The sequence below is a fragment of the Rheinheimera salexigens genome (assembly GCF_001752395.1).
GTDB classification, from domain to species: domain Bacteria; phylum Pseudomonadota; class Gammaproteobacteria; order Enterobacterales; family Alteromonadaceae; genus Alishewanella; species Alishewanella salexigens.
This window is the reverse complement of record NZ_MKEK01000001.1, coordinates 288,617-311,322: the sequence shown is the minus strand read 5'-3', so window position 1 is coordinate 311,322 and position 22,706 is coordinate 288,617. Positions and strand designations below refer to the sequence as shown.

The following is a 22,706-nucleotide window of genomic DNA, read 5'->3' as shown; positions in this document are numbered from 1 at the left end:
GCCACAAAAACAAAGCTAATTCAACGACTTACAAATAAACCCGCCAGTGCTTCAGTTTAAGCTCGCTGCGCTTACTCCTAGGTTTTGCACAAAGTTATCCACAGGTTGTGCTTATGCTAATTCTCTAATGAAACTAGCAGCATAAGGCCTGCTGTGGCATGCTATAGCTTTATTTCTGCAGGATGTTTAATTCATGACTAGCAACGCAGACAGTCCACTTATTTTAGTTGATGGTTCTTCCTATTTATTTCGTGCCTACCATTCGCCACCGCATTTAACCAATTCCCGTGGCGAAGCAACGGGGGCCATTTATGGTGTCGTTAATATGCTGAAAAGTTTATTACGCCAATATAAACCGACACAAATGGCGGTAGTGTTTGATGCTAAAGGCCCTACGTTTCGCAATGAAATGTATAGCGAATATAAAGCTAATCGCATCGCCATGCCGGATGATCTGCGAAGTCAAATTGAACCTTTGCATAAAATTATTAAAGCCATGGGCTTACCGTTAATTTGTATTAGCGGAGTTGAAGCTGACGATGTTATTGGTACTTTAGCCAAACAAGCGACGGCAGTCGGTCGAGACATGTTAATTTCGACTGGTGATAAAGATATGGCCCAGTTAGTGAATCAGCATGTCACGCTAATTAATACCATGACTAACACTATCTTACAGCCAGATAGCGTCGTCGAAAAATTTGGCGTTACACCAGAGCAAATTATTGATTACTTAGCTTTAATGGGTGATAAGTCTGACAATATACCGGGGTTACCTGGCGTAGGCGAAAAAACGGCTGTGGCCTTATTACAAGGCATGGGCTCAATTGATGCCATTTATCAACAGTTAGATAAGGTGGCAACCCTAAGTTTCCGTGGTGCAAAAACCATGAAAGCTAAGTTAGTTGAGTTTAAAGACCAGCTTGAACTGTCTCTCCAACTAGCCACCATTAAACTTGATGTTGAATTGCCGGTTACGCTAAATGATCTCACTATTACTGAGGTTGATACCGCTAGTTTGACTGCTTTATATCAGGAATGTGAGTTTAATCGCTGGTTAAAAGAAATATTAAGTGCGGCACCCGACGAAGTAATAACTGAAAACACGCCTGCAGAATTGGTGGCAAATGAAATAACAGCCGCAGAGCCACGCATAACCGACTATCAAACTGTGCTTACCCAAGCTGATTTTGCCGTTATGCTGGACGCTTTACGCCAAAGTGAATTAACCGCTTTTGATACCGAAACCACAAGTCTCGATTATATGTTAGCCGAGTTAGTGGGGTTATCAGTGGCTACCAGTGTTGATAAAGCTTGGTATGTACCCGTTGCCCACGATTATATTGGTGCACCTGAACAGTTAGATCGCGACTGGGTATTGCAACAATTAGCATTTTGGCTAGAAAGTGATGATTTTGCTAAAGTTGGCCAAAATTTAAAGTACGACCAAAGTGTACTAGCTCGCTATAATATTCAGCTTAAAGGTATTAAGTTCGACACCATGCTGGAGTCTTACGTGCTGAACTCTGTAGCAGGTCGCCATGATATGGACAGTTTAGCCTTAAAGCATCTGGGCAAAAAAACCGTCAGTTTTGAAGAAATAGCGGGTAAAGGTGCCAAGCAACTGACCTTTAATCAAATTGAACTCGAGCAAGCTGCAGTGTATGCCGCTGAAGATGCCGATATTACTCTACAACTGCATCAAGCATTGTGGCCTCAGCTACAACAGCAACCACAGCTAGTAGAAGTATTGCAGCAAATTGAAATGCCGCTAGTAGACGTTCTATCCCGCATGGAGCGTCATGGCGTGCTAATTGATGCTAAGTTATTACAAACCCAAAGTAAGCAGATAGCCGAGCGCCTAGCAACATTAGAGCAGCAAGCTTACGAGCAAGCAGGCAGCACCTTTAATTTAGCCTCACCTAAACAGCTACAAGAAATTTTATTTAACCAGATGCAATTGCCGGTATTAAAGAAGACACCTACCGGAGCACCGTCTACCGCCGAAGATGTGTTGGCTGAATTAGCCTTAGAATATGAGTTCCCTAAGCTGATTACAGAGCATCGCGGTTTAAGTAAATTAAAATCAACTTACACCGATAAACTGCCCAAAATGCAGCATCCGTTAAGTGGCCGTGTCCATACCTCTTATCACCAAGCGGTTACTGCCACAGGTCGTTTAAGCTCAACCGATCCTAATTTACAAAATATTCCTATACGGACTGAAGAAGGTCGGCGAATACGCCAAGCATTTATTGCGCCGAAAAATAAACAAATTGTTGCCGTCGATTACTCACAAATAGAATTACGCATTATGGCGCACCTATCGCAAGATAAAGCCTTATTAGAAGCCTTTGCTCAAGGCCGTGATATTCACAGTGCTACCGCAGCTGAAGTCTTTGGCGTTAGTTTAGAACAAGTAACTACCGACCAACGCCGCAGTGCTAAAGCGGTAAACTTTGGTTTAATTTATGGCATGTCAGCCTTTGGTTTAGCCAAGCAACTTGGGGTTAGCCGTGCGGAAGCTCAGCACTATGTTGACCGCTATTTTGAGCGTTTCCCTGGCGTTTTGGATTATATGGATCGCACGCGCAAACAAGCTCACGAACAAGGCTATGTTGAAACTATTTTTGGTCGCCGATTATACTTGCCTGAAATTACTGCTAAAAATATGGCGCGTAAAAAAGCAGCAGAACGCGCAGCAATCAACGCTCCAATGCAAGGCACCGCGGCTGATATCATTAAAAAAGCCATGATTATTGTCGATAATTGGCTACAACAGCAAAATGACGATAGTGTCAGCATGATTATGCAAGTGCACGATGAATTAGTGTTTGAGGTTGATAGCGACAAAGTAGACCAAGTTAAACAACAGTTGGTTGACTTAATGGCTACCGCCGCAAATTTAGATGTGCCATTAGTGGCTGAAGCCGGCCATGGTGATAATTGGGACCAGGCGCATTAACGCGCCTAAGCTGCTAAAAAATAAGCCTATAAATCGCATTTAATGAGCGCAAATCTTTTGGGGCTTTCTATTTATCAACATAATAAACGCAGTGTGTGAAAATAAACGACTACTTTAGAGCAATTACTTTAAACATAAAGTTTTTGCTGTATACTAGCTCTGTCTTTTTAAGACACCCTGTTGATTTAAAATTATAGCTTCTCCCCGTTTGCTATGACCGACACCTGTGAGTGTCGGTTTTTTTTGCCTTAATTTTGCTCTGAAGCAGGCAATTCGTCAGCTTGATACCAGGTATCTAATACTTGCTCTACTTCGTCTAAGCCGAATTTATTTAATGAGCTAAACAAATGTACCGTTACATCACCCATAAACGCCATAGACGCTTCGCGTACTTCTAACAATATTTTTTTCCGTGCGCCTGAAGCTAACTTATCAGCCTTAGTTAACAACACTAATACCGGTAAATCACTGGCAACAGCCCAAGAGATTAAGTCTTGATCTAAGTCTTTAAGTGGATGACGAATATCCATCAATACCACTAAGCCTTTAAGACTTTGCCGTTTCTGTAAATATTCAGCTAACGATTTTTGCCACTTTTCTTTTACCGCTAATGGCACTTTAGCAAAGCCATATCCAGGTAAATCGATTAATCTGCGATCGGCATCTAAGCTAAAAGTATTAATTAATTGCGTTCTACCCGGTGTTTTACTAGTTCGGGCTAAACTGTTTTGTCTGGTTAAGGTATTTAACGCGCTCGACTTACCCGCATTTGAACGACCAGCAAAGGCAACTTCTATACCTTGATCAGCTGGTAACGCCTTGATATCAGGCGCACTGGTTAAAAAAGTTGCACGTTGATAATTGATTTTTGACTTGTACACGGCCTACTCCGGCTATTTATTTATAGCTATTGTAACGGATCTACTAGATCGGCAGAAGCTTTTGCATGCTTTATGGGATTTTACTTTCTGTCGATTCGTGTAAAATAGACTTAAGAATTAAGGTTATTACTCCTGAATGCCAGTATGCTGGCACTTTACTGCGGACAGAGACGGATAAAACATGAAAAAACTTCTATTTCCATTGATGCTAATGTTTGGGCTTATCGGTACAGCCCATGCTTTCGACGGCGACGCCGAAGCGGGCAAAGCCAAATCGACCACTTGTGTCGCTTGTCATGGTACTGATGGCAATAGCCAGGTTGATATGTATCCAAAAATTGCTGGCCAGCATGCAACTTATTTATATAAGCAACTTAAAGAATATAAGTTGGGTATGGAAACTGGCGGCCAACAAGGCCGTAATAATGCCATTATGTTTGGTATGGTTGCCGCATTATCAGATCAAGATATGCAAGATTTAGCGGCTTATTTTTCCTCACAAAAAATGAAACCAGGTACAACTCCGGAAAATGTTATTACAGCCGGTGAAAAACTTTACCGTGGCGGTGACGCTGAGCGTGGTATTGCCTCTTGTATCGCATGTCATGGCCCAACCGGTACCGGTAGTGGTTTAGCCAAGTTTCCTAAAATTGCCTTCCAAAATACAACTTACTTAAAAACAACCTTAGCTGAGTTTCGTGAAGGCAAGCGAGCTAATGATCCAAATGGCATGATGCAAGATATTGCCAGAAAGCTAACAGATGCCGATATTGAGTTATTAGCTCAATATTTAGGTGGCTTACACTAAGCTAAAACTGCAAAAGTAACCTAAGCCGGTGTATTTAACCGGCTTTTTTGTAAGTTCATCGCAGAAAAATGTGCGATATATCGCACAAAGACCGTAAGAAATTGACCAAACTTCTCCGTTCCATATCCAGCCAACAAAACAGAAGTAACAATAAGCCATTGTTTAATATCATTAAAATATTTATTTGATTTTTACATTGAACTTTTTTTGTACTAGTACCTTGCCATATATTAGAAACAGCGTACATTAATAGCGGTTACACTTAGTGACAAATAATAACAGGGAATTTGCGCAAGGAAGGGACAGTACTTAAATATTAATGTCTTACATCTACTGTAAGTACTTTTATTGTAAGTACCTTCAGATTAACACATCAGGAAGATGTGCCGCGTGTTTCACGCGCAAGGACGACTAATAAAGTATCAGGATGATCGTAAATAATAAAAATCATGGAAGAGAAATAATAAAAACACGGAACTTGAGCTGATAGGGTGTTTACCTAGCGTCAGGATGACGACAGCGCACAATAAAAATAGTGTCCACAGACACACAAAAAAATCCAGGGCGATAAGTTAACTTATCGCCTTTTTCTTAGGTTCAAAAACTAGATAAGTCTGTTGCCGCGATGCCAAACCAACATTGCCCTCTGTGTCAGGAAAACACTCATTTTTTTTGCCAAGACAAATTACGTTGTTATTGGCAATGCAACTGCTGCGCTTTAGTATTTGCCGATCGAACCACGCTACTTTCTGCGACAGATGAATTAAAACATTATCAATGCCATGATAATGACATTAATGACATAGGTTATCGCCAGTTTTTGCAGCGTTTAGCCCAACCGCTGCAGCAGCATTTAGGCCGGTCTAATCTAACGGGTTTAGATTATGGTTGTGGCCCTGGGCCATTATTAGCAAAAATACTGCAGCAACAAGGCCACCATATGGCGATTTGGGATCCCTACTTTGCGACAGATAAGCAAGTGTTAAGCCACCAATACGACTTTATAACCTGCACTGAAGCCATAGAGCATTTTGTGCAACCTGCTATTGAGTGGCAAAAATGGCAAAATTTGTTAAAGCCCAGTGGTGTTATCGCCATTATGACCAAACGTTATACTACGCTTGAACAGTTCCAAAATTGGCATTATAAGACCGATCCGACCCATGTTAGCTTTTTTTCTAAGCATACTTTTAGTTTTCTTGCTAAACGTGACGGCTATAAATTGCATTTCCCGGTAAATGATGTTGTGATCATGCAACGCACAAAGCATTAGTGTTTATAACCAAAAGTGGTTAAAATGTGCGCCCTTTTTTGTAGGTATTCAACATGACTCGCCAGAAAAAAACTCGCTCTGCAGGCCCTAATGGTTTGCGCAACTTAACTGCAGAGGATGCCCGTAAAACACGGCAACCTAAAGAGCAAACAAAGAAAAAGGGAGCTGGATTAAAATCCGGTAACCGAAATAGTGTTGCGGCTACGACTAAGCCAGAACACGCAAATAAAGCGGCACAAGACAAACGCCTAGGCAGTAAAGCGCCGGTTGCGTTACGGCCAGAAGTAGAAGTTATTGCCAAAGAGTTACAGCCTCGTGCTAGTTTAAGCAAAGCTAAACCCGTTCCTCTCGCTCCAGAAGTTGAATTAGCGGCTATTGAAAACGATGTTTATTTACAGCAATTACTAGAAAAAATTGAAAAAGATGAGCAGTTAACAGGTAAAGACGCGAAGTACTTTAATGCTAAAACTAAGCGTTTAACTGAATTGTTAGCCGAACTTGGTTTAGATCAAGATGAAGAAACTGCTGAGCCAGAAGATGCTTTAACCGCCTTTGAAAAAACTGATTGGCGTAAAGATTTATTAGGTGATGACGACTAATGTTTAGCACTACAGCAATAACGTTAATAATTTCAGGTGCATTAATAATTGCAGCGCTGGCCTTTTATGCTGGAAAATTATTATGGCAATTGCAACAACAGCGACAACAGATGCAGCAAAAACAGCAGCAATTAACCGCTGAACGCAAAAAGTATTTAACTGACAGCATAGTGCTTATTTGCAAAGCCATGCTAGAGCAGCAGTGCGAGCTATCTGAAGGCGCGTTAAGGTTATGGGTGCTATTAGACCATCTAGCGCCTGATCGTATACCAGAGCCTAACACCACTTATACCGGCTTATACCAAATGTATCAGGTAGTAAAAGATATGCCTACACATGAGAGCCGGAATAAACAAGATAAAGTGGTTACTAAACAGCAAGATAAAGTACGTTTGCAAGCTGAAGAAGAGTTAAAATCTGCAATTTTAGCCGATACAGCCGCTTTACTAACACGTTTTAAACCGGAGTAATCCCGTTTAAAACGTGTTGTTTATTGCTTACTGACGAAATATTTCGCCCGCTTTCATCACAAAATTCACTTTACCCATCTGCTGAATATCCTGCAAAGGATCACCTGGCACCGCAATAATATCGGCTATTTTACCCACAGTGATACTGCCAAGTTGATCTTCAACGCCCAATAAACGTGCACCTTCTATGGTGGCACTTTGGATTGCCGTTAATGCTGGCATGCCGGCTTCCGTCATATAAATAAATTCACGCCAATTGTCACCGTGCTCAAAAACACCGGCATCGGTACCAAAAGCAATTTTTACGCCGGCTTTATAAGCATTAGCAAAGGTATTTTGAATTAAACCGCCAATAGTGGCCGCTTTAGGTCGAACAATATCAGGGAAAAAACCCTCTATATGCGACTTTTCTTCAGCCCATTTACCCGCGCTAATCGTCGGCACAAAGTAAGTACCATGTTTACGCATTAAGGCCATGGTATTTTTATCCATGTAAGTACCATGTTCAATAGAGGCTACACCGGCTTTAATTGCCCGCTCCATACCGTCTTTGCCATGAGCATGCACTGCGACTTTAAAGCCATAATCGTTGGCTGTACTGACAATTGCCGCCAGTTCTTCATCCGTAAACTGGGCATTAGTGCCACTTTTAGCCACGCTTAATACACCGCCAGTAGCCGTAATTTTAATCAGGTCAGAACCTTCTTTATAACGTTGCCGAACCGCTTTACGGGCATCATCAACACCATTAATTACGCCCTCTTTCGGCCCCGGATCTTGCATTAATGTATAAGCTACACCGTTTGTAGGGTCCGCATGACCGCCTGTGGTAGCAATAGTCTTACCCGCAGCATAAATACGTGGCCCTTTTACATAGCCTTTGGCGATGGCTTTTTTTAATGCCACACTAATTTGATAGTTATCGCCAAGCTCGCGTACGGTAGTAAAACCCGACATTAAGGTTTTTTCAGCAAAGGTTGCCGCTCTTAATGCGATATCGGCTTCGTTCATAGTAAAAGGTTCAGTATAAACCGTGGCACTAAACTGGGTATAAAAGTGGGTGTGCATATCCATTAAACCCGGCATCACAGTATGCTGGCGTAAGTCGATAACCTGATCATTATCGGTCGCGGTTTTATAACCAGATTCAATAGCGATTATTTTATCGTTTTCTACTACAACTGTTTGGCTAGACTTTACTTTATCACTATCAGCTGTAATCAGTTTTCCGGCATAAATTAAGGTCGCAGCAGACGCATAATGGCAAAAACCTAAAGAGATAAATAAAAGGGCTAATGGTGTTTTTTGCATATTGTTATAACCAAAAATTATTATTGTTATTCAGTGATAGCAGCTAGCACTAAATGAACAATACTATTGCGATAGTTAACCCATTTTTACCGACCAGCGTCAGATTGTAGCGCTGAAATACTATAATGAAGTTCTATTGTGGGTTGGTTGGATTTATTGTTCCTTTTAACAGATTTTAAATCCGAATTACGTGTTATTTCATTAGCACCTAATGTGCTACTTTACAGCTAGGCAGAATTGTGGGAGTTTCTCATTATTCGCTAGTTAATTGCTAATAAATGCTAAAGCAAGGAACCTAAGATGGTCTGGGTATTTTCTTTATTAACTTTTGTTATTGTTTTAACAACCTTGCTGCCGCTTTGGCGCCATCCACACTGGGCAGTACGCGGCTGGGATTTTCCTCGACTACAACTTGCTAGTCTTGCCGCACTGCTGGCAGTATTTCAATTCATTGTTCTCGATTTTACTGCGCCCAGTAGCTGGCTAATGTTGCTGGCCGTTTTGCTCTGCTTAAGCTGGCAGTTATGGTGGATTTTACCTTATACACCTCTATGGCCGGTTGAAGTAAAAACCACTGCCGGCAGCCGCTCTGCTGGTACAGATAATCAGCTTAGTATTATTACGGCAAATGTTTTGGCTTCTAATCATAAGTCTGAGCTGTTAATTAAACAGGTGCAGCAACATCAACCGGATGTACTGGTTACCCTAGAGTCTGATCAATGGTGGCAACAACAGTTAGATAGCTTAGAAGTTAGCATGCCCTACAGCTTAAAATGCCCACTTGATAACTTATACGGCATGCACGTTTATTCGCGCTTACCGTTAACTGACACCAAGATTGCTTTTTTAGTCGAAGATGAAGTGCCATCAATGCATGCTTTATTAACGCTAGAGAGTGGTCAGCAAGTTCGGGTCCACTTTCTGCATCCAGCACCACCAAGTCCTACCGAAAACTCACAATCTATCGAGCGTGATGCCGAGTTAGTTATGGTCGCGCGTAGTATTGCCGACACTCAGCAAGCCACCATCGTCACCGGCGATTTAAACGATGTAGCATGGTCTCGCACCACCCGCTTATTTCGTAAGCTCAGTGGCCTGTTAGATCCTCGTGTTGGCCGTGGTATGTATAACACCTTTCATGCTCACTATCCCTATTTACGCTGGCCACTGGATCACTTGTTTCACAGTCATCATTTCACGTTAAATAATATTCAGCGCTTACCATCAATCGGCTCCGATCACTTTGCGTTACTAACAACCCTCACTTACACACCAGAACAAGGAGCAGATCAAGAGGGCATAACCGCAGAGCCTGAAGATAAAGCCTTAGCAACAGACATTACACAGCAGCAAGGCGTGAATAAAGCTTCAGTACCTGAGCCTGGCAAGTAATAAAATAAGTTTTATTGCGATATAAAACAGCTATAAATACTAAATTGGATAGGAATAGATATGCAAAAACTATTACAAATAGATTTTCCTTTTAACGGTCCTTTTGGCGAAGAAATGTCGACAGTACTCGCTGAGTTAGCCCAGTCAATAACAGAAGAACCTGGGTTTATTTGGAAAATTTGGACTGAACAACAAAGCTTAAAAGAAGCCGGCGGTATTTACTTGTTTACAGACGAACCCAGCGCACAAGCCTACCTTGAAAAACATACTGCCAGATTAAAAAGCTTGGGTGTGAATGAAGTTAGAGCCCGCATTTATGATGTTAATCAAAGCTTATCAAAAATAACAAAAGCGCCAATAAAATAGTACTGCTTAATTACTAAACATTAATTTAGTGGAGCAATAGCAAAGGTATAAGGGAAGCCAGCACTTTTAAGTTGATAATGCTGCTGGCCATTGCAATACACTGTACTCACTTGCTCGGCAAGTTGGTAATACACATTGCGGCTTAATTTAGCCGTTAGCCCACGCCACATTTGCACATAAGGTAACCAATCTTGCTCTGCAGATAAAGCCAATAAAATAGGGTGCTCAGGGCTAACTAATACTTTATCGCCTATGCTGCTAGTTAAAGCTAATACCGGTAAGTCATTACTGGTTAGCCATTGCCAATCGGTAATAATAAAGGCGGCATCAGCGACTTTAATGCGCATTTTTTCAACTGGAGTTTGTAAGAAGTGTTCACCATCTTGATACAGTAATACTGAAGCGAATAACTTTACCATCGCCGGACGTTGGATCAGGCTGTTATTATAAAACCATTGCCCGTCTGCATCGATATATAACGGTATATCGCCGCAAAACTTTGGCTGCCATTGTTCAACAGGGGCTAAATTAGGTTGCTGCAATTGCTGTTGCAAAGCTTTTAAATCTATCACCGACAATAACTCTACATTATTAAGGACGTTGTATATTCAAGCTTAGCAGATATGGGGCGAAACAGAAGAATGGGGTGACTGATGGGGATCGAACCCACGACAACCGGAATCACAATCCGGGGCTCTACCAACTGAGCTACAGTCACCGCAGATAGGCGCTATATTAGCTAATTTTACGGCTAACACCAAGCTTTTTTACTGTTTAAAGATTTGTTGCTTAAGATCTGTACCATTTACTGCCGTCATTTTCGATTTTATGTTAGAATTTTGCGGTTTTTAGTCTGTAAGTCAGTAAATGGAGAGGATGATGGAAGAAATCACCAAGTTTTATCAGGAAAACAATGCAGTCATAGTCGGTTATTTTTTACAATTTATTGCTGCTATCGTTATTTTCTATGTGGGTCGTTTAGTTGCAAAAGTAGTAAAACGTTTATTAGAGCGCGCTTTATTGTCTCGTCATATAGATAAAGCCGTTGTGTCTTTTATGGCGAGTATTGTTTATGCCATTATCTTAATTGCTACTGTACTCATGGCACTGTCGCAAGTCGGAGTTGAAACCACCTCATTCATTGCTATTTTAGGTGCTGCCGGTTTAGCCATTGGTTTAGCCTTACAAGGCTCTTTAGCTAACTTTGCTTCTGGTATTTTGATTATTCTGTTTCGCCCCTTTAAATCTGGCGATTATATCGATGCTGGCGGCGTATCAGGTACCGTTGATAAAATTGAAATATTCCAAACCATCATGACTACGCCTGACAATAAACGCGTTATTGTGCCTAACGCCAAAATAACTGGCGGCCCCATTACTAATTACTCAGCCGAGCCCACCCGCCGCGTAGACATATTAGTTGGTATCGCTTACGACGCTGATTTACGTTTGGCAAAAAAATTATTAGAAGAGATTATTAATGCTGACGAGCGAGTATTACCTGCTCCTAAACCATTAATTGCTGTGGCAGCTTTAGCCGACTCATCCGTTAATATTCATGTTCGTCCCTGGGTAAATGCGGCTGATTATTGGGGCATGTACTGGGACACATTAGAGAAAATTAAACTTACTTTTGATGAGCACGGTATTGGTATTCCTTTCCCGCAAATGGACGTGCATATCAAAAAAGACACTCAGGAGTAATCATGCGAAAGTTATCTTTACTGGCAGCGGCCATCGCTGTTGTCAGCGTTAATGCGAATGCGAATACAGCTATTGATAAAACGTGGACCACGTCAGCAGAACTTGGTGCCATTACCACTACGGGTAATACGGTAGGTACCTCAGTAACTGGTAAAATCGATGCTAAACAAGAGTTAGAAAGCTGGAGTAATCAGTATATTTTTAGTGCCTTTTTTAAAGAGGACGAAAAAACTGATGTTGATGGTAATAAAGTAAAAGAGCGTTCTGCAGAGCGTTATTTAATTTCAGCAAAAGCCGCGTATAAACTTGATGATGAGTTTGAGAAGCTGTTTATGTATGGTTCTTATACTGATGATAAATTTGGTGCTTATACCAAGTACACCACAGTTGCAGTCGGTTACGGTACTCGCTTATATAACAGTGAAGATATGTCTTTAGATGCTGAAATTGGTCCGGGTTATTTTACCGGCGAGCGATCTACTGGTGAAACGGAAAACGGCTTAATTGCCCGTGCCGCCGCCAGCTATAAGTGGACGTTAAGTGAGTCCGCCACCTTTGCTCAAACCCTGAGTGTAGAATACGGTGACGATAATACTCGTACTATTGCCGAAACCTCGCTAGCAGCAAAAATAAATGGTTCACTGCAAATGAAAGCGGCTTTTTTAATCCAAAATGACTCTGAGGTACCGGTAGATAAAAAAGCCACCGATACCCAAACAACATTAACCTTGGTTTATTCGTTCTAGTCCCTAGTGTTAATACGTAACTATTAAACCTAGCGAAAACATTGGTTATAATATGCATAAAAAGGCCGCTAATCGTGTTGTTAGCGGCCTTTTTTCTACCTTTTTATTTAATGCTCGATGCTTATTTTACTAAAGCCTAACCCTTGCTGCTTCTCTACTTTTATCTGCACCGGAATACGTTGTTTTAACGCCTCAACATGACTAATAATGCCAACCATTTTGCCGCTAGCATTCAAGTTATCTAACGCACTTAGCGCACTATCTAAGGTGTCGGCATCTAAAGTTCCAAAACCCTCGTCTAAAAATAACGAGTCAATTCGGGCATTACTGCTCACCAGATCCGACAAGCCTAACGCTAAAGCTAAGCTGACTAAAAAGCTTTCGCCGCCAGATAGGGTTTTAGTATCACGCGCACTATCAGCTTGCCAGGTGTCTAGCACCACTAGCTCTAACTCCGCACTTTCATGTGCTGCTAATTGATAACGGTTATGCAGTAGCGCCAGCTGGCGATTAGCTAATAAAATTAACTGGGCTAACGTCAGGCTTTGGGCAAAACGGCGATAACGCGCACCGTCAGCAGAGCCTATTAAACTATTTAAACGCTGCCATAACTCGTATTGCAGTTGGCCAGCGCTAATATCGGCCAATAATTGCTGCTGCTGTTGGCGGCGTTTTTGCTCTGCAGTTAATTGCTGGGAAATTTCACCGCGTTGTTGGCTTAACATATTCACTGTCTGTTCGGCTTGTTGTAACAAGTCGGTAATGCTGGCTAAATCTAGTTCAGTTAACTTAGCTTGCTGCAGTAACTGCAATTGCTGTTGCCGATCTAGTAATAAGCGCTGACTACTAATACTGGCTTGGGCTAAGCTTTGCTGTAATTGTTGCAGCTGCTGCACCTCTGCATCCGTTAATAGCGCAACTTTAAATGCTGCTTCGTCGGCAAAAACACTTTGGCTTAGGTTAGTTTGCCATTGCTGTTGTTGCTGCTGATAGTGTAACTCGGCTTGGCTTAATGCGTGTTGCACCGCTTGGCGTTGGCCTAGTAGCAATTGCACTTGCTGCTGAGCTAGCTGTAGCTTGGCTTCTACGCTGATAATGGTCTCATTAACGCTAACCTGCGTTGGTGCTGCTAATTCTAGTTGCTGCCATTGCTGCTGCCAGTTATGGGTTTGTTGTTGCAGCCTAACCAGCTCTAGCTCTGCTTGTTCGGTTTGGGCTGTTAATAATTGCTGCTGATGCAAGCCTTCTCGCAACTGCTGTTGTTGGGTGCTTAATGTATCTCGGGCTAATTGCCATTGCTGCTGCAACTGCTCTAACTGCTGGATCTGCTGCTGTCGCAACTGTTGCTGTTGGTTTATTTCAGTAATCGTTGTTGCTATGGCTTCAACCGTTAATACTGTTATCTCAAGTTCAGCTGTGGCAGTTTGTATTAAGTCTTTAAGCTGCTCAAGTTCTTGTTGCACTTGTTGTTGTTGTAATTGTAACTGCTGCATGGCCGCCACCATAGCGGCATGTTCCGCTTTAACCTCTTCACCGGCAGCTTGAACTGTGGTTTGCTCTTGCTCAGCTTGCTCTAGCTGCTGGCTAGTTTCAGAGCTATTAAGGCGTTGATACTCAGCAATAGCAGGGTGCTCCGTTGCCCCACATAGGGGACAATTTTCACCAGGTTTCAATTGGGCACGGTGATCGGATAACTGCAAAATAAGTTGTTGCTGCTGCAATAATAACCGCTTGTCTTTAACTTGCTGCTTCACCTCAGCATAACGGCTACGTAACTGGGTTAAGCGTGTAGCTAATTGCTGTTGTTGCTGATCTTTGGTGGTTAATTGCTGCTGTATTTGCTGTAGTTGCTGCTGAAACTTATCCTGCAGGGTTAATTGCTGCTGCAATTGCTGTAGTTGCTGCAATCGGCTTTGCTGCTGTTGATACTCCGCTTGTAACTGCTGACTACTCCCTTGCTGTTGTAACTGTTGCAACTGGCTAGCTAATTGCTGCTCGCTGGCCGTTTGTAACTGTTGTTGTTGCTGCCAAGCTGAAATTTTTTGCTCAAGCTCTATTTGCTGTTTTTGCCGCTGCTGTTGTTGGCGTTGGGTGTTATTCACTTGCTGCTGCAAAGCTTGCCAACCTTGCCATAAATAAGTTGCTTGTTGCTGCTGCGCCGACGCTAGGCTGCTATTTAGTTGGCTTAAGCTGTGCTGTTGTTGCTTAAACTGCTGCTGACTTTGTTGCACTGCTTGATATAACGGCGCTAATTTATGCGCCGGTTGATAAGCCTGTAACTTTGCTAGTTTTGGTTGTTGTAAGTTGGCATTATGCTCGACTTGCTGAGCTTCTTGCTCGGCTTGTAGCAAGGCTTGTTCTGCCTGTTGCAATTGTTGGCGCCAATGTTGTTGTTGACGTAATTGGCTTAAACTAGCTTGTTTAGTGCTAATATCAGCGCTAATTTGCGTTAACTGTGTCGTTAACTCCGCTTGTTGCTCCGCCGTTAATAGCTCTACTGTCGATAACTTCGCTTGCAACAATTCTTGCTGCTGCTTGTGCTGGCGACATTCAGTAAACACTTGAGCGGAAATTTTGGCATAAATATCAGTACCGGTAAGCTCTTCTAGTAGCTCTGCCCGTTCATTCGCTTCCGCATTTAAAAACGCCGCAAAACCACCTTGCGCTAACAACATAGATTTAGTAAACCGACTAAAATCTAGCCCCGTAATCTCAGCTACTAAGCGCTGCTTATCATTAATTTTCTCTGCCAAAATAGTGCCGTCTAAGCGGGCGAGTTCTACTTTTGCAGCTTGTAAGTTACCGTCACTTTTACCGCGCGCTCGGCGCTGACTCCAAAAGGCTCGATAGCCCACATTTGCTACTTCAAACTCGACTTCGGCTAAGCACTCGCTGGTATGACGGGTCATTATCTCATTACTGCTGGCAGACGTTTTTAAGCGCGGGGTTTCATGATACAAAGCTAAACAGATGGCATCTAAAATGGTGGTTTTACCCGCGCCGGTGGGCCCAACAATAGCGAATAAGTTAGCTTGATTAAACGGTGCTAGCCGAAAATCAATCGTCCACTCACCGCGCAAAGAGTTTAAATTTTGTAGTCGTACCGACAGGATCTTCATTCTGCCTCCTGCTGTACAGTTGCTAGCACTTGCTGATGTAGCTGGGTTAATTGCTGTTCCTGCTCAGCAGTTAACTGCTCTTGGCTTAATCTGGCCTGCCACACCTCAGCGGGCGTAAGCTCGGCTAAACTTTGTTGATTTTGCTGGCTTAACAAGCCAGTTGTCGCCGAGCGCTGACGGCGTAAGCGCAATAGCTCTAGCGGTAAATCTGTGCACAGTTGCTCTACTCGCTGTTGTAAATCAGTTAGATAAGCATCGGTTTCTGTGACAACAATCTCTAACCATAATCGCTCATCTTCGGCTAACTCTGCTATTGCCAGCTCTAATTTTTTTTCTAGTGACACTAAATCAGACTTAATACTTAGCAGGGGCTGAAAACAGGGGATAGAGATTGATGTGACTTGCTTCTGTTTACCATTAAATTCAATTAACCATAATTGCTTTTGCTGCTTGGCTTCATCAAAACTTAGCGCTATTGGTGAGCCGCTATAGCGTATATCCGTCGCCGCTTTTACTTGCTGTGCCTGATGTATATGGCCCAACGCAATATAATCCGCTGCAGGGAATTGGTCGGCCGCAAAGGCTTCTAAGGTACCAATATATATATCCCGCACTGACTCGGTTCGACTAACGCCTAGCGTGGTTAAATGGCCGGTCATCACAATGGGCAATGCTAGATTATGCTGTTGATTATATTGCTCTGCTTGTAAATAAAGCTGTTGATAATGCGCGGCAATCGCTTGCTGTAAACTAAGTTGTTTATCACGTTCGCTTTGTCCGCCTTGGCTTTGTAATACATCACGGGCGCGGATAAACGGAATGGCAGCAACTAATGCTGCTGGCTGCTGCTGGCGGTTATGTAACACACACAGTTGTTGCGCGATATCTGTCATCACACTGGGTATTACTTGCACATTTAAACAGGCTAGCAAGTCTTTACTTTCTGACAGTACGGCAACCGAGTCATGGTTTCCTGCTAATAGCAGTAACTGACAACCGGTTGGCTGTAACTGCACAATAAATTGGTTATACAGCTCGCGGGCATAACTTGGCGGGGTAGCGGTATCAAAAATATCACCGGCGACAATAATAGCGTCAATCTGCAGTTGGCTAACTTGCTCAACTAACCAGTTTAAAAATGCCTGATGCTCAGCAGCACGGCTTCTACCAATAAAATGCTGACCTAAATGCCAATCAGAAGTATGCAAAATGCGCATAATAAATTATCTCAATCTAATACCAAGCGCCAGCATAACGGATAGCCTGACGTAGGGCTAGGTAGCAAGTCTTGGTTGCCAATCTACTACCCCTATCAAACTGGCTGAGCTTAGTGCTAGTTTGACAAAACAGACAATAAAAAAAGCCAGTCATAGTGACTGGCTTAGTGATTAACTTATTGATTAACTATATGTTTTCACCAAGTTTAGTGATTAACTTTTAAATTATTCACCACGTTTTTCACGTCTTTGGTTTTTTTAGCAATTGCCATTGCTAAGTCTTTTTCAGCAGATGAATCAACATGACCATTTAATGTTACGGTACCATCTTTGGTATCAACATTAATTGATGTACCACTAACTTCTGATTCAAATAATAAGCGTGTTTTCACTACGGTAGTAATTTTGGCATCGGTTAATGCATTGCCATCTTTACCGTTTCTATCGTAGTTTTTATCGTGGTTTTTATTCTTAGCCGATTTATCCACCATCAATTTATTATCGACACTTCTAACACCGTCTAAATTTTCAATTAACTCTTCGGCTAAAGCTTTATCTACTTCATTTTCAACATTACCTGTTAAAGTAACCACACCATTTTTTACATCAGTATCTATGGTGAAAGAATTAAGATTACCGTTTAATAATAATGTTGTTTCAGCTTTGCCATCAATCCACGCATCTTTGGAAGCATCCTTCCAATCATTAGCGGCTACGGTTGCTGAAGTTGCAGCTAAGGCAAATGTCATCATTACTGCTAAAGTTGTACGTTTCATCATGTCACTCCTTTTTTGTGAGACGCTATAAACTATGCCAGTTTGATGCCAGATTGCTAACCATTGATTTATAAGAATTTATTTTAGCTATTCATTTTATGTTAATTTTTCTGTTTACATTTTTACTGGGTAGTCGGTAAAATTTTCACTGTTAAAACGCTGCAATTACTGATCTGAAACAGGCAAGCTTGTGACAGGCAACATGACATATAAAGATGCCGGCATAATACTAATATCTAACTTATCGGCCTGATGCAGCTCACCATCAATAACATAATTAATTTCATGCTCAGCGCTTATTTGCACTCGCTTAGCTAAACAATGCTGCACATTGCCATCTAGTGTTATTTGGGTAAGGCCAACAAAGGCAAGCTCGGCCAAACTACCGATGGCACTTTGATTTTCAAGATCATTTTTCAGCCAAGTGACATCTAATTGACCATCGGTAATATTGGGCATACCTTTACCCTGTGCCAGTACCGTAGTGGCTGGCGCCGCATTAGCAACAATTAAACTGCTGGTTTCTATAACTTGCGCTGGCAAATCATCAAATTGTACCGTTAAGTGCTGTACTGCACTTATTTGTACTGCTCGCCATAAACCATCTAAATAGGCTAATTGACCCAGCTGATTTTTACGCTCTCGATCAGCTGACGCTATCATCTGTTGGGCAAATCCAATGCCGGCGAGTAACAACACTAATTGCTGATTGCATTTAGCCGTATCAATAGCTTGGCTCTGGCCTTCAATAATATTTAAACAAGCTGAGCGAATAGGCATTAACTTGGCACTAATACCCCATAACGCATGACTTAACGCATTAGTGGTTCCCAGCGGAATAATGCCTAAACGGATATCGGTATTCACTAACTCAGAGGCAACCTCACTAACAGTGCCATCGCCACCACAGGCAATAATCAAATTGGCACCATTCTGTTTCGCTTGCAGGGCTAGCTGTTGTGCAGTAATTTCTGGGCTAGTCTGCTGCACAGTTAGGCTCATATAAGGTGATAACAGTTCGATAATTTCATCCTGTGCTTGCAGCCATTTTCCGGCGCCAGAAACCGGATTGGCAATTAAACATGCTTTAATATGGTGACGACTTTGATAATCTGCCGCAAACTGCCTTAACGCTTTTAGTTGGCGTTTATTCAGCCGTGCGGTAACTCGAACCGCTTTAATTAATGCCACCGCCTGCTCGGCGGAACGACTATTTTGCTGGCTAAATAAATACGCTGCCAACACCAAAACAGAACGCCCCCGACCTAAAGCGCAATGAACTAAAATCTTTTTTTGGCCAGCTTGTTGAGCATGCAACCAGCGCACAGCTTGGCTTAATTGATCATCAGTAGGAATGGCATGGTCAAGAATAGGAATATTTAAATATTGAATGCCTTCGTCGCTAGTCGCCCAATCTAATGCTGCGAATTCAGCCGTTACATCGAGTACCGCAGTAATACCTTCAGCGTTTAATTGCGGGATATCATTTTCTGTTAACCGCGCACCTAAATAGACTTTATTAGTAATGCGCTGGATGGGGGGGACTTTGTCATAGCGTCTGGCTAAAAAGTTATAGCCCCGACTAAACACAAAAATCGGGATAAATAACCAGCGGCTATACCAGGGTATACTGCCGTTGCTACGCTTACGAAATATGCTGGCACTATTTAACCAATATGCGCTGCTGACAATAAATAAAGATAGCGCAATCCAGCCAAATAGCAGCTGTAACATCCAATGCGAAGAAATAATGGTAAAAATTAAGAATAGGACACTAGGCAGGAGATAATAGAGTGCAATTTTCATACTGCGTCACTCCAAAATAAAACCGGTAGCTATAGCTATACTATGACTATGACTATGCCACCGGTTTAGATTTCGATATTTTTAACAATCAGTATCTTTTGCGTTCGCTTCTTTTTTAACATCTTCGCAAACATCTTCAACTTTATTACCTACGTCGGTAACTGCTTCATCGATTTTCTCACCGGCTGTTTCTGCATCATTGTCGCTACAAGCAACAACGGTAAACGCTAATGAGCCTACTAATAAACTACGTAATAATAATGTCGATAAATTCATAACTAACTCCCTATTTTATAATTTTGGGGTTCGACCACGTAATGCACCGACTATTAATGAAATAACCAGTAACACGATAAAGATAAAAAAGATTATTTTTGCGATACCTGCGGCTGTACCAGCAATACCACCAAAACCTAATACTGCTGCAATTACCGCTATCACTAGAAAAGTTAATGCCCAACCTAACATAACATGCTCCTTAGTGCAGACGTTGCTGCGCTTGTTTTTTAGTCGCATTAACTTAAGCTAAATCTATGCCATAACGGAAAGACAAAAATAAACGTTATAAAATCAATGATTAAGCTTTATCAAGATGACAGTAAAACTATAGAAGGATAATTAAGAGTTAGCAAATTTTACCGGTTAATCGGTAACAGTTTCACAATCATTGTCATAAATGAAAATAGTTAAAGCATGAAATTCATTATAATTTTTAGCTATTGAGCTGGTATTGGCTACTTATTTTCAGTTAAGGATGGCGTAATAAAGCGATCTCCCATCAAACCGGCACCTAAATGACCGACTTTAACGTAAATTAATGCGCCTTGTTCTAGGGTAAAAGGGCTGTGTTTACTATATCTGGGGTTTCGCAACCAACTGCCTGCTGGGTACTCACCAAACTCATCACAAAATAGGCCTTCAAGAACTAATATTTCTTCGCCACCAACATGAATATGCTGATTAAATTGAGTATTAGGTGCCCAACGTACTAGTGCAGTGCTTACCCCATTATGCTCATGTAATGGCAGTACCGTTAATCCCGGTACCATTCCTTGCTGCCAGTTAGCATTGTCGGTCGTTAACGCCAACTGTGTTGTGTCATCTTCGGCAAATTGCCATAGTTTAACTAACAGAGTGCAGCCGTCAGCTGAAAAGGGTTTGTGCGAAGTACCCGGCGGGTTGCGTAAATAAGTACCCGCGGGATAATCGCCATGCTCGTCAGAAAAAACACCGGCTAACACCAGTATTTCTTCACCGCCATTATGAGTATGTGCGCTATAACCACTACCCGCTGCATAACGTACTATGCTGGTAGCGCGCGCCACTTCTTCTCCAGCCCGATCTAGCATCATTCGGCTAACGCCCGCTAAAGGTGAAGCAATAAATTGATACTGCTGTGGCAGAATGACGACGCGCTGACTAAAGTCGCTATTTATTTGCATGTTGCACCTTAACTAGTACCTTAAATTGCACCTTAAATTGCAGCTTAACCAAAAAAGCTAAAGCAGAGTTTATTGCCATCCGCATCTTTGACATAAGCGCCATAAAACACATCCGGAATACGTTGCCCTGGCGCACCATCACAGCTTGCACCTAGTGCTATAGCTTTATGATACAGAGTATCTACCGCCGCTTTGCTACCTGGTGCAAATGACACCATATTGCCATTACCCGGATTGGCTGGCGCTTGGTTATAAGGTACACAGACTGCTAGCATAGGCGCCGCCATGCTTTTACCAATAAAGCTAATCCGGTCCATATCTACTAATACTTTGGCACCAACATCTGCCAACAATTCGCCATAAAAAGCTTTAGCTTTAACTAAATCGCTTACACCCAAAGTTACATAATTAATCATTTTGCTCATTCCAATTAAAAGGGATTACACCTATTGCACGTTATCTCGCGCTATATTACGCCTAATAATCGCTGCTAGTACACTAAGGTTGGTTTTTTAGTCGTTTTACGTAGTAAGTATACGTTATTTCATCCAGCACTAACTCTCTTGTTAGCATCTGGTAAATCGACAATAAATACACCAGTACAATAACGCTCGCGATAGCCAGCACCCTCGCATCTGGAAACACATACCATGCCAGCACAATTAACACCGCTCTTAGTACTGCATGAATTAAGCCTACTGGATGGCTTACTATCCATGAGTAAACAACCCAGTGTAAGCCTAAGCCGACGCCTAAACTTAGCGGCACAAACTCAGGTGCATTTAACAACAATGGGATATGTACCGCCCATAATAGATTAACCATTAGTACGCACATCCCCATCAGTTTGGCTAACGGGTTTTGCGCAGAAACTAAGTTTTCATGACGAAACTTAGCAATTAGCAAAGCCAGTGGAAATATAGCCCCTGTGGCAAATAGCAAAATATAAACTGCAAACCTGGAATCTACTTGGGTACTTAACGCTGCTACCACCGCCCACACAATAGCGCCAGCAATAGGCATAGATACCGCTCTGTTCGAGCCTTGTTCAAAGTTTTCTCTATACTCAACTAGGGTCACAATATCACTCCGATATTTAAGAGTCGGCTATTAACGCCTTCTTCATGCTACATCTCTGCAGACATATTAATAATGCCAGATTAGGCTTAATAGTGTTTTTTTACAACAACTTACTAAAGCAAGTCTTTACAGAAAGGAAAGATGATATTGCAGAAATAAAAAAGGCTCTTATTAAATAAGAGCCTTTGGTAAATATGAACTTTTAGTATATATGAAACTATTAAGCTGATTTACGACGTAATAACCTTAATCCCATAAAGCCTAAACCAAATAAGGCTAAAATGCTTGGCTCTGGCACCGATGCAGATGCAAAACGTAAGGTTTGCCCTTGTAAATCAAAGTCTCCACTAAATTGCTGATATATTGTTGCTGTATTTGCCCATAAACCACTAGTAGAAAAATCAACGGCGGTACCTGTAGTACCATTACCTGCAGAAATACCAACTAACATATCGGTTGAGGTTAAGCTGTTAAATAATATTTCAATAGCGCCATCACTATAAAGGGTGATATCAAAACTATTACTGCCTGTAGCAAAAAATTCAGGCACAAGATCATAGCTAACACTGAACGAGCTAGCGCTGCTAGTTGTAGTCACTGTGCCGCCCGTGGCTGGGTTAAAATCATCCCATACCGCAATTCGAGGCTGGTCATTTAAAAACTCAGCTACACTCTCAGACCAATCCGTATCTCCTGAACCAAAGGTTAAATAGCCGTTGGAGCCAACATATACCGTGTTGTAAGTGGTACCAAA

The 22,706-nt window shown here is 42.0% G+C and carries 22 protein-coding genes and 1 tRNA gene; 9 read left to right on the top strand and 14 right to left on the bottom strand.

Annotated elements, in window-relative coordinates:
- The first annotated feature begins 193 nt into the window (after positions 1–193).
- A complete protein-coding gene (polA, locus tag BI198_RS01500; protein WP_070047954.1) occupies positions 194–2,962 on the top strand; it encodes a DNA polymerase I in 2,769 nt (922 codons plus the stop codon).
- A 248-nt stretch (positions 2,963–3,210) separates the two neighbouring features.
- Here polA and yihA read toward each other — a convergent pair whose 3' ends face one another.
- Positions 3,211–3,843 carry a ribosome biogenesis GTP-binding protein YihA/YsxC gene (gene yihA / locus BI198_RS01495; protein ID WP_070047953.1) on the bottom strand — a complete coding sequence of 211 codons (633 nt, stop codon included), beginning with the start codon at positions 3,841–3,843 and terminating at the stop codon, positions 3,211–3,213.
- 181 nt (positions 3,844–4,024) lie between these two features.
- Here yihA and BI198_RS01490 point away from each other — a divergent pair, with 181 nt between their 5' ends.
- From BI198_RS01490 to BI198_RS01475, 4 genes are all read left to right on the top strand, one after another.
- A complete protein-coding gene (locus tag BI198_RS01490; protein WP_070047952.1) occupies positions 4,025–4,651 on the top strand; it encodes a c-type cytochrome in 627 nt (208 codons plus the stop codon).
- A 625-nt stretch (positions 4,652–5,276) separates the two neighbouring features.
- The gene (locus BI198_RS01485) at positions 5,277–5,924 is read left to right on the top strand and encodes a class I SAM-dependent methyltransferase (protein WP_070047951.1); all 648 of its coding nucleotides are present in this window, start codon (positions 5,277–5,279) and stop codon (positions 5,922–5,924) included.
- 53 nt (positions 5,925–5,977) lie between these two features.
- Positions 5,978–6,523 carry a Der GTPase-activating protein YihI gene (gene yihI / locus BI198_RS01480; RefSeq protein ID WP_070047950.1) on the top strand — a complete coding sequence of 182 codons (546 nt, stop codon included), beginning with the start codon at positions 5,978–5,980 and terminating at the stop codon, positions 6,521–6,523.
- A complete protein-coding gene (locus BI198_RS01475) occupies positions 6,523–6,993 on the top strand; it encodes a DUF2489 domain-containing protein (RefSeq protein ID WP_070047949.1) in 471 nt (156 codons plus the stop codon). Before yihI ends, BI198_RS01475 begins: the two co-directional genes overlap by 1 nt.
- 27 nt (positions 6,994–7,020) lie before the next feature.
- Here the strand turns inward: BI198_RS01475 and BI198_RS01470 are convergent, their stop codons facing one another.
- Positions 7,021–8,304: a metal-dependent hydrolase family protein gene (locus BI198_RS01470; protein WP_070047948.1), complete on the bottom strand. Its 1,284-nt coding sequence runs from the start codon at positions 8,302–8,304 to the stop codon at positions 7,021–7,023.
- 300 nt (positions 8,305–8,604) lie between these two features.
- Between BI198_RS01470 and BI198_RS01465 the strand changes: the two genes are divergently transcribed.
- Together BI198_RS01465 and BI198_RS01460 are read left to right on the top strand one after the other, a co-directional pair.
- Complete coding sequence (locus tag BI198_RS01465) at positions 8,605–9,696, top strand: endonuclease/exonuclease/phosphatase family protein (RefSeq protein WP_070047947.1); 1,092 nt, start codon at positions 8,605–8,607, stop codon at positions 9,694–9,696.
- Positions 9,697–9,756: 60 nt separating this feature from the next.
- Positions 9,757–10,062, top strand: coding sequence for a monooxygenase (locus BI198_RS01460; RefSeq protein WP_070047946.1), 306 nt, complete (start codon positions 9,757–9,759; stop codon positions 10,060–10,062).
- A gap of 20 nt (positions 10,063–10,082) precedes the next feature.
- Here BI198_RS01460 and BI198_RS01455 read toward each other — a convergent pair whose 3' ends face one another.
- Both BI198_RS01455 and BI198_RS01450 read right to left on the bottom strand, forming a co-directional pair.
- Complete coding sequence (locus tag BI198_RS01455) at positions 10,083–10,634, bottom strand: DUF1285 domain-containing protein (protein ID WP_235605194.1); 552 nt, start codon at positions 10,632–10,634, stop codon at positions 10,083–10,085.
- A 70-nt stretch (positions 10,635–10,704) separates the two neighbouring features.
- A tRNA-His gene (locus BI198_RS01450) sits at positions 10,705–10,780 on the bottom strand.
- A gap of 161 nt (positions 10,781–10,941) precedes the next feature.
- On the opposite strand from BI198_RS01450, the gene BI198_RS01445 reads away from it, so the two are divergent.
- Both BI198_RS01445 and BI198_RS01440 read left to right on the top strand, forming a co-directional pair.
- Positions 10,942–11,766: a mechanosensitive ion channel domain-containing protein gene (locus BI198_RS01445; protein WP_070047945.1), complete on the top strand. Its 825-nt coding sequence runs from the start codon at positions 10,942–10,944 to the stop codon at positions 11,764–11,766.
- A 2-nt stretch (positions 11,767–11,768) separates the two neighbouring features.
- On the top strand, positions 11,769–12,512 hold the full coding sequence (locus BI198_RS01440) for a DUF481 domain-containing protein (protein ID WP_070047944.1): 744 nt from the start codon (positions 11,769–11,771) through the stop codon (positions 12,510–12,512).
- Positions 12,513–12,619: 107 nt separating this feature from the next.
- On the opposite strand, the gene sbcC is transcribed toward BI198_RS01440, so the two are convergent.
- The 10 genes from sbcC to BI198_RS01390 form a co-directional block, all read right to left on the bottom strand.
- A complete protein-coding gene (sbcC, locus tag BI198_RS01435; protein WP_070047943.1) occupies positions 12,620–15,631 on the bottom strand; it encodes an exonuclease subunit SbcC in 3,012 nt (1,003 codons plus the stop codon).
- Complete coding sequence (sbcD, locus tag BI198_RS01430) at positions 15,628–16,848, bottom strand: exonuclease subunit SbcD (RefSeq protein WP_070047942.1); 1,221 nt, start codon at positions 16,846–16,848, stop codon at positions 15,628–15,630. Before sbcD ends, sbcC begins: the two co-directional genes overlap by 4 nt.
- Before the next feature lie 206 nt (positions 16,849–17,054).
- A complete protein-coding gene (locus BI198_RS01425) occupies positions 17,055–17,627 on the bottom strand; it encodes a BON domain-containing protein (RefSeq protein ID WP_235605193.1) in 573 nt (190 codons plus the stop codon).
- Between the two features lie 162 nt (positions 17,628–17,789).
- The gene (locus tag BI198_RS01420) at positions 17,790–19,430 is read right to left on the bottom strand and encodes a diacylglycerol kinase family protein (RefSeq protein WP_070047940.1); all 1,641 of its coding nucleotides are present in this window, start codon (positions 19,428–19,430) and stop codon (positions 17,790–17,792) included.
- 81 nt (positions 19,431–19,511) lie between these two features.
- Positions 19,512–19,706, bottom strand: coding sequence for a hypothetical protein (locus BI198_RS01415; RefSeq protein ID WP_070047939.1), 195 nt, complete (start codon positions 19,704–19,706; stop codon positions 19,512–19,514).
- 15 nt (positions 19,707–19,721) lie between these two features.
- On the bottom strand, positions 19,722–19,898 hold the full coding sequence (locus BI198_RS01410; RefSeq protein ID WP_070047938.1) for a DUF1328 domain-containing protein: 177 nt from the start codon (positions 19,896–19,898) through the stop codon (positions 19,722–19,724).
- Between the two features lie 266 nt (positions 19,899–20,164).
- Positions 20,165–20,872: a cupin domain-containing protein gene (locus tag BI198_RS01405; protein ID WP_070047937.1), complete on the bottom strand. Its 708-nt coding sequence runs from the start codon at positions 20,870–20,872 to the stop codon at positions 20,165–20,167.
- Between the two features lie 44 nt (positions 20,873–20,916).
- The gene (locus BI198_RS01400) at positions 20,917–21,288 is read right to left on the bottom strand and encodes a VOC family protein (protein WP_070050548.1); all 372 of its coding nucleotides are present in this window, start codon (positions 21,286–21,288) and stop codon (positions 20,917–20,919) included.
- Between the two features lie 82 nt (positions 21,289–21,370).
- Complete coding sequence (locus tag BI198_RS01395; RefSeq protein WP_070047936.1) at positions 21,371–21,952, bottom strand: DUF7010 family protein; 582 nt, start codon at positions 21,950–21,952, stop codon at positions 21,371–21,373.
- A 220-nt stretch (positions 21,953–22,172) separates the two neighbouring features.
- A complete protein-coding gene (locus tag BI198_RS01390) occupies positions 22,173–22,550 on the bottom strand; it encodes a PEP-CTERM sorting domain-containing protein (RefSeq protein WP_070047935.1) in 378 nt (125 codons plus the stop codon).
- Between the last annotated feature and the right edge of the window lie 156 nt (positions 22,551–22,706).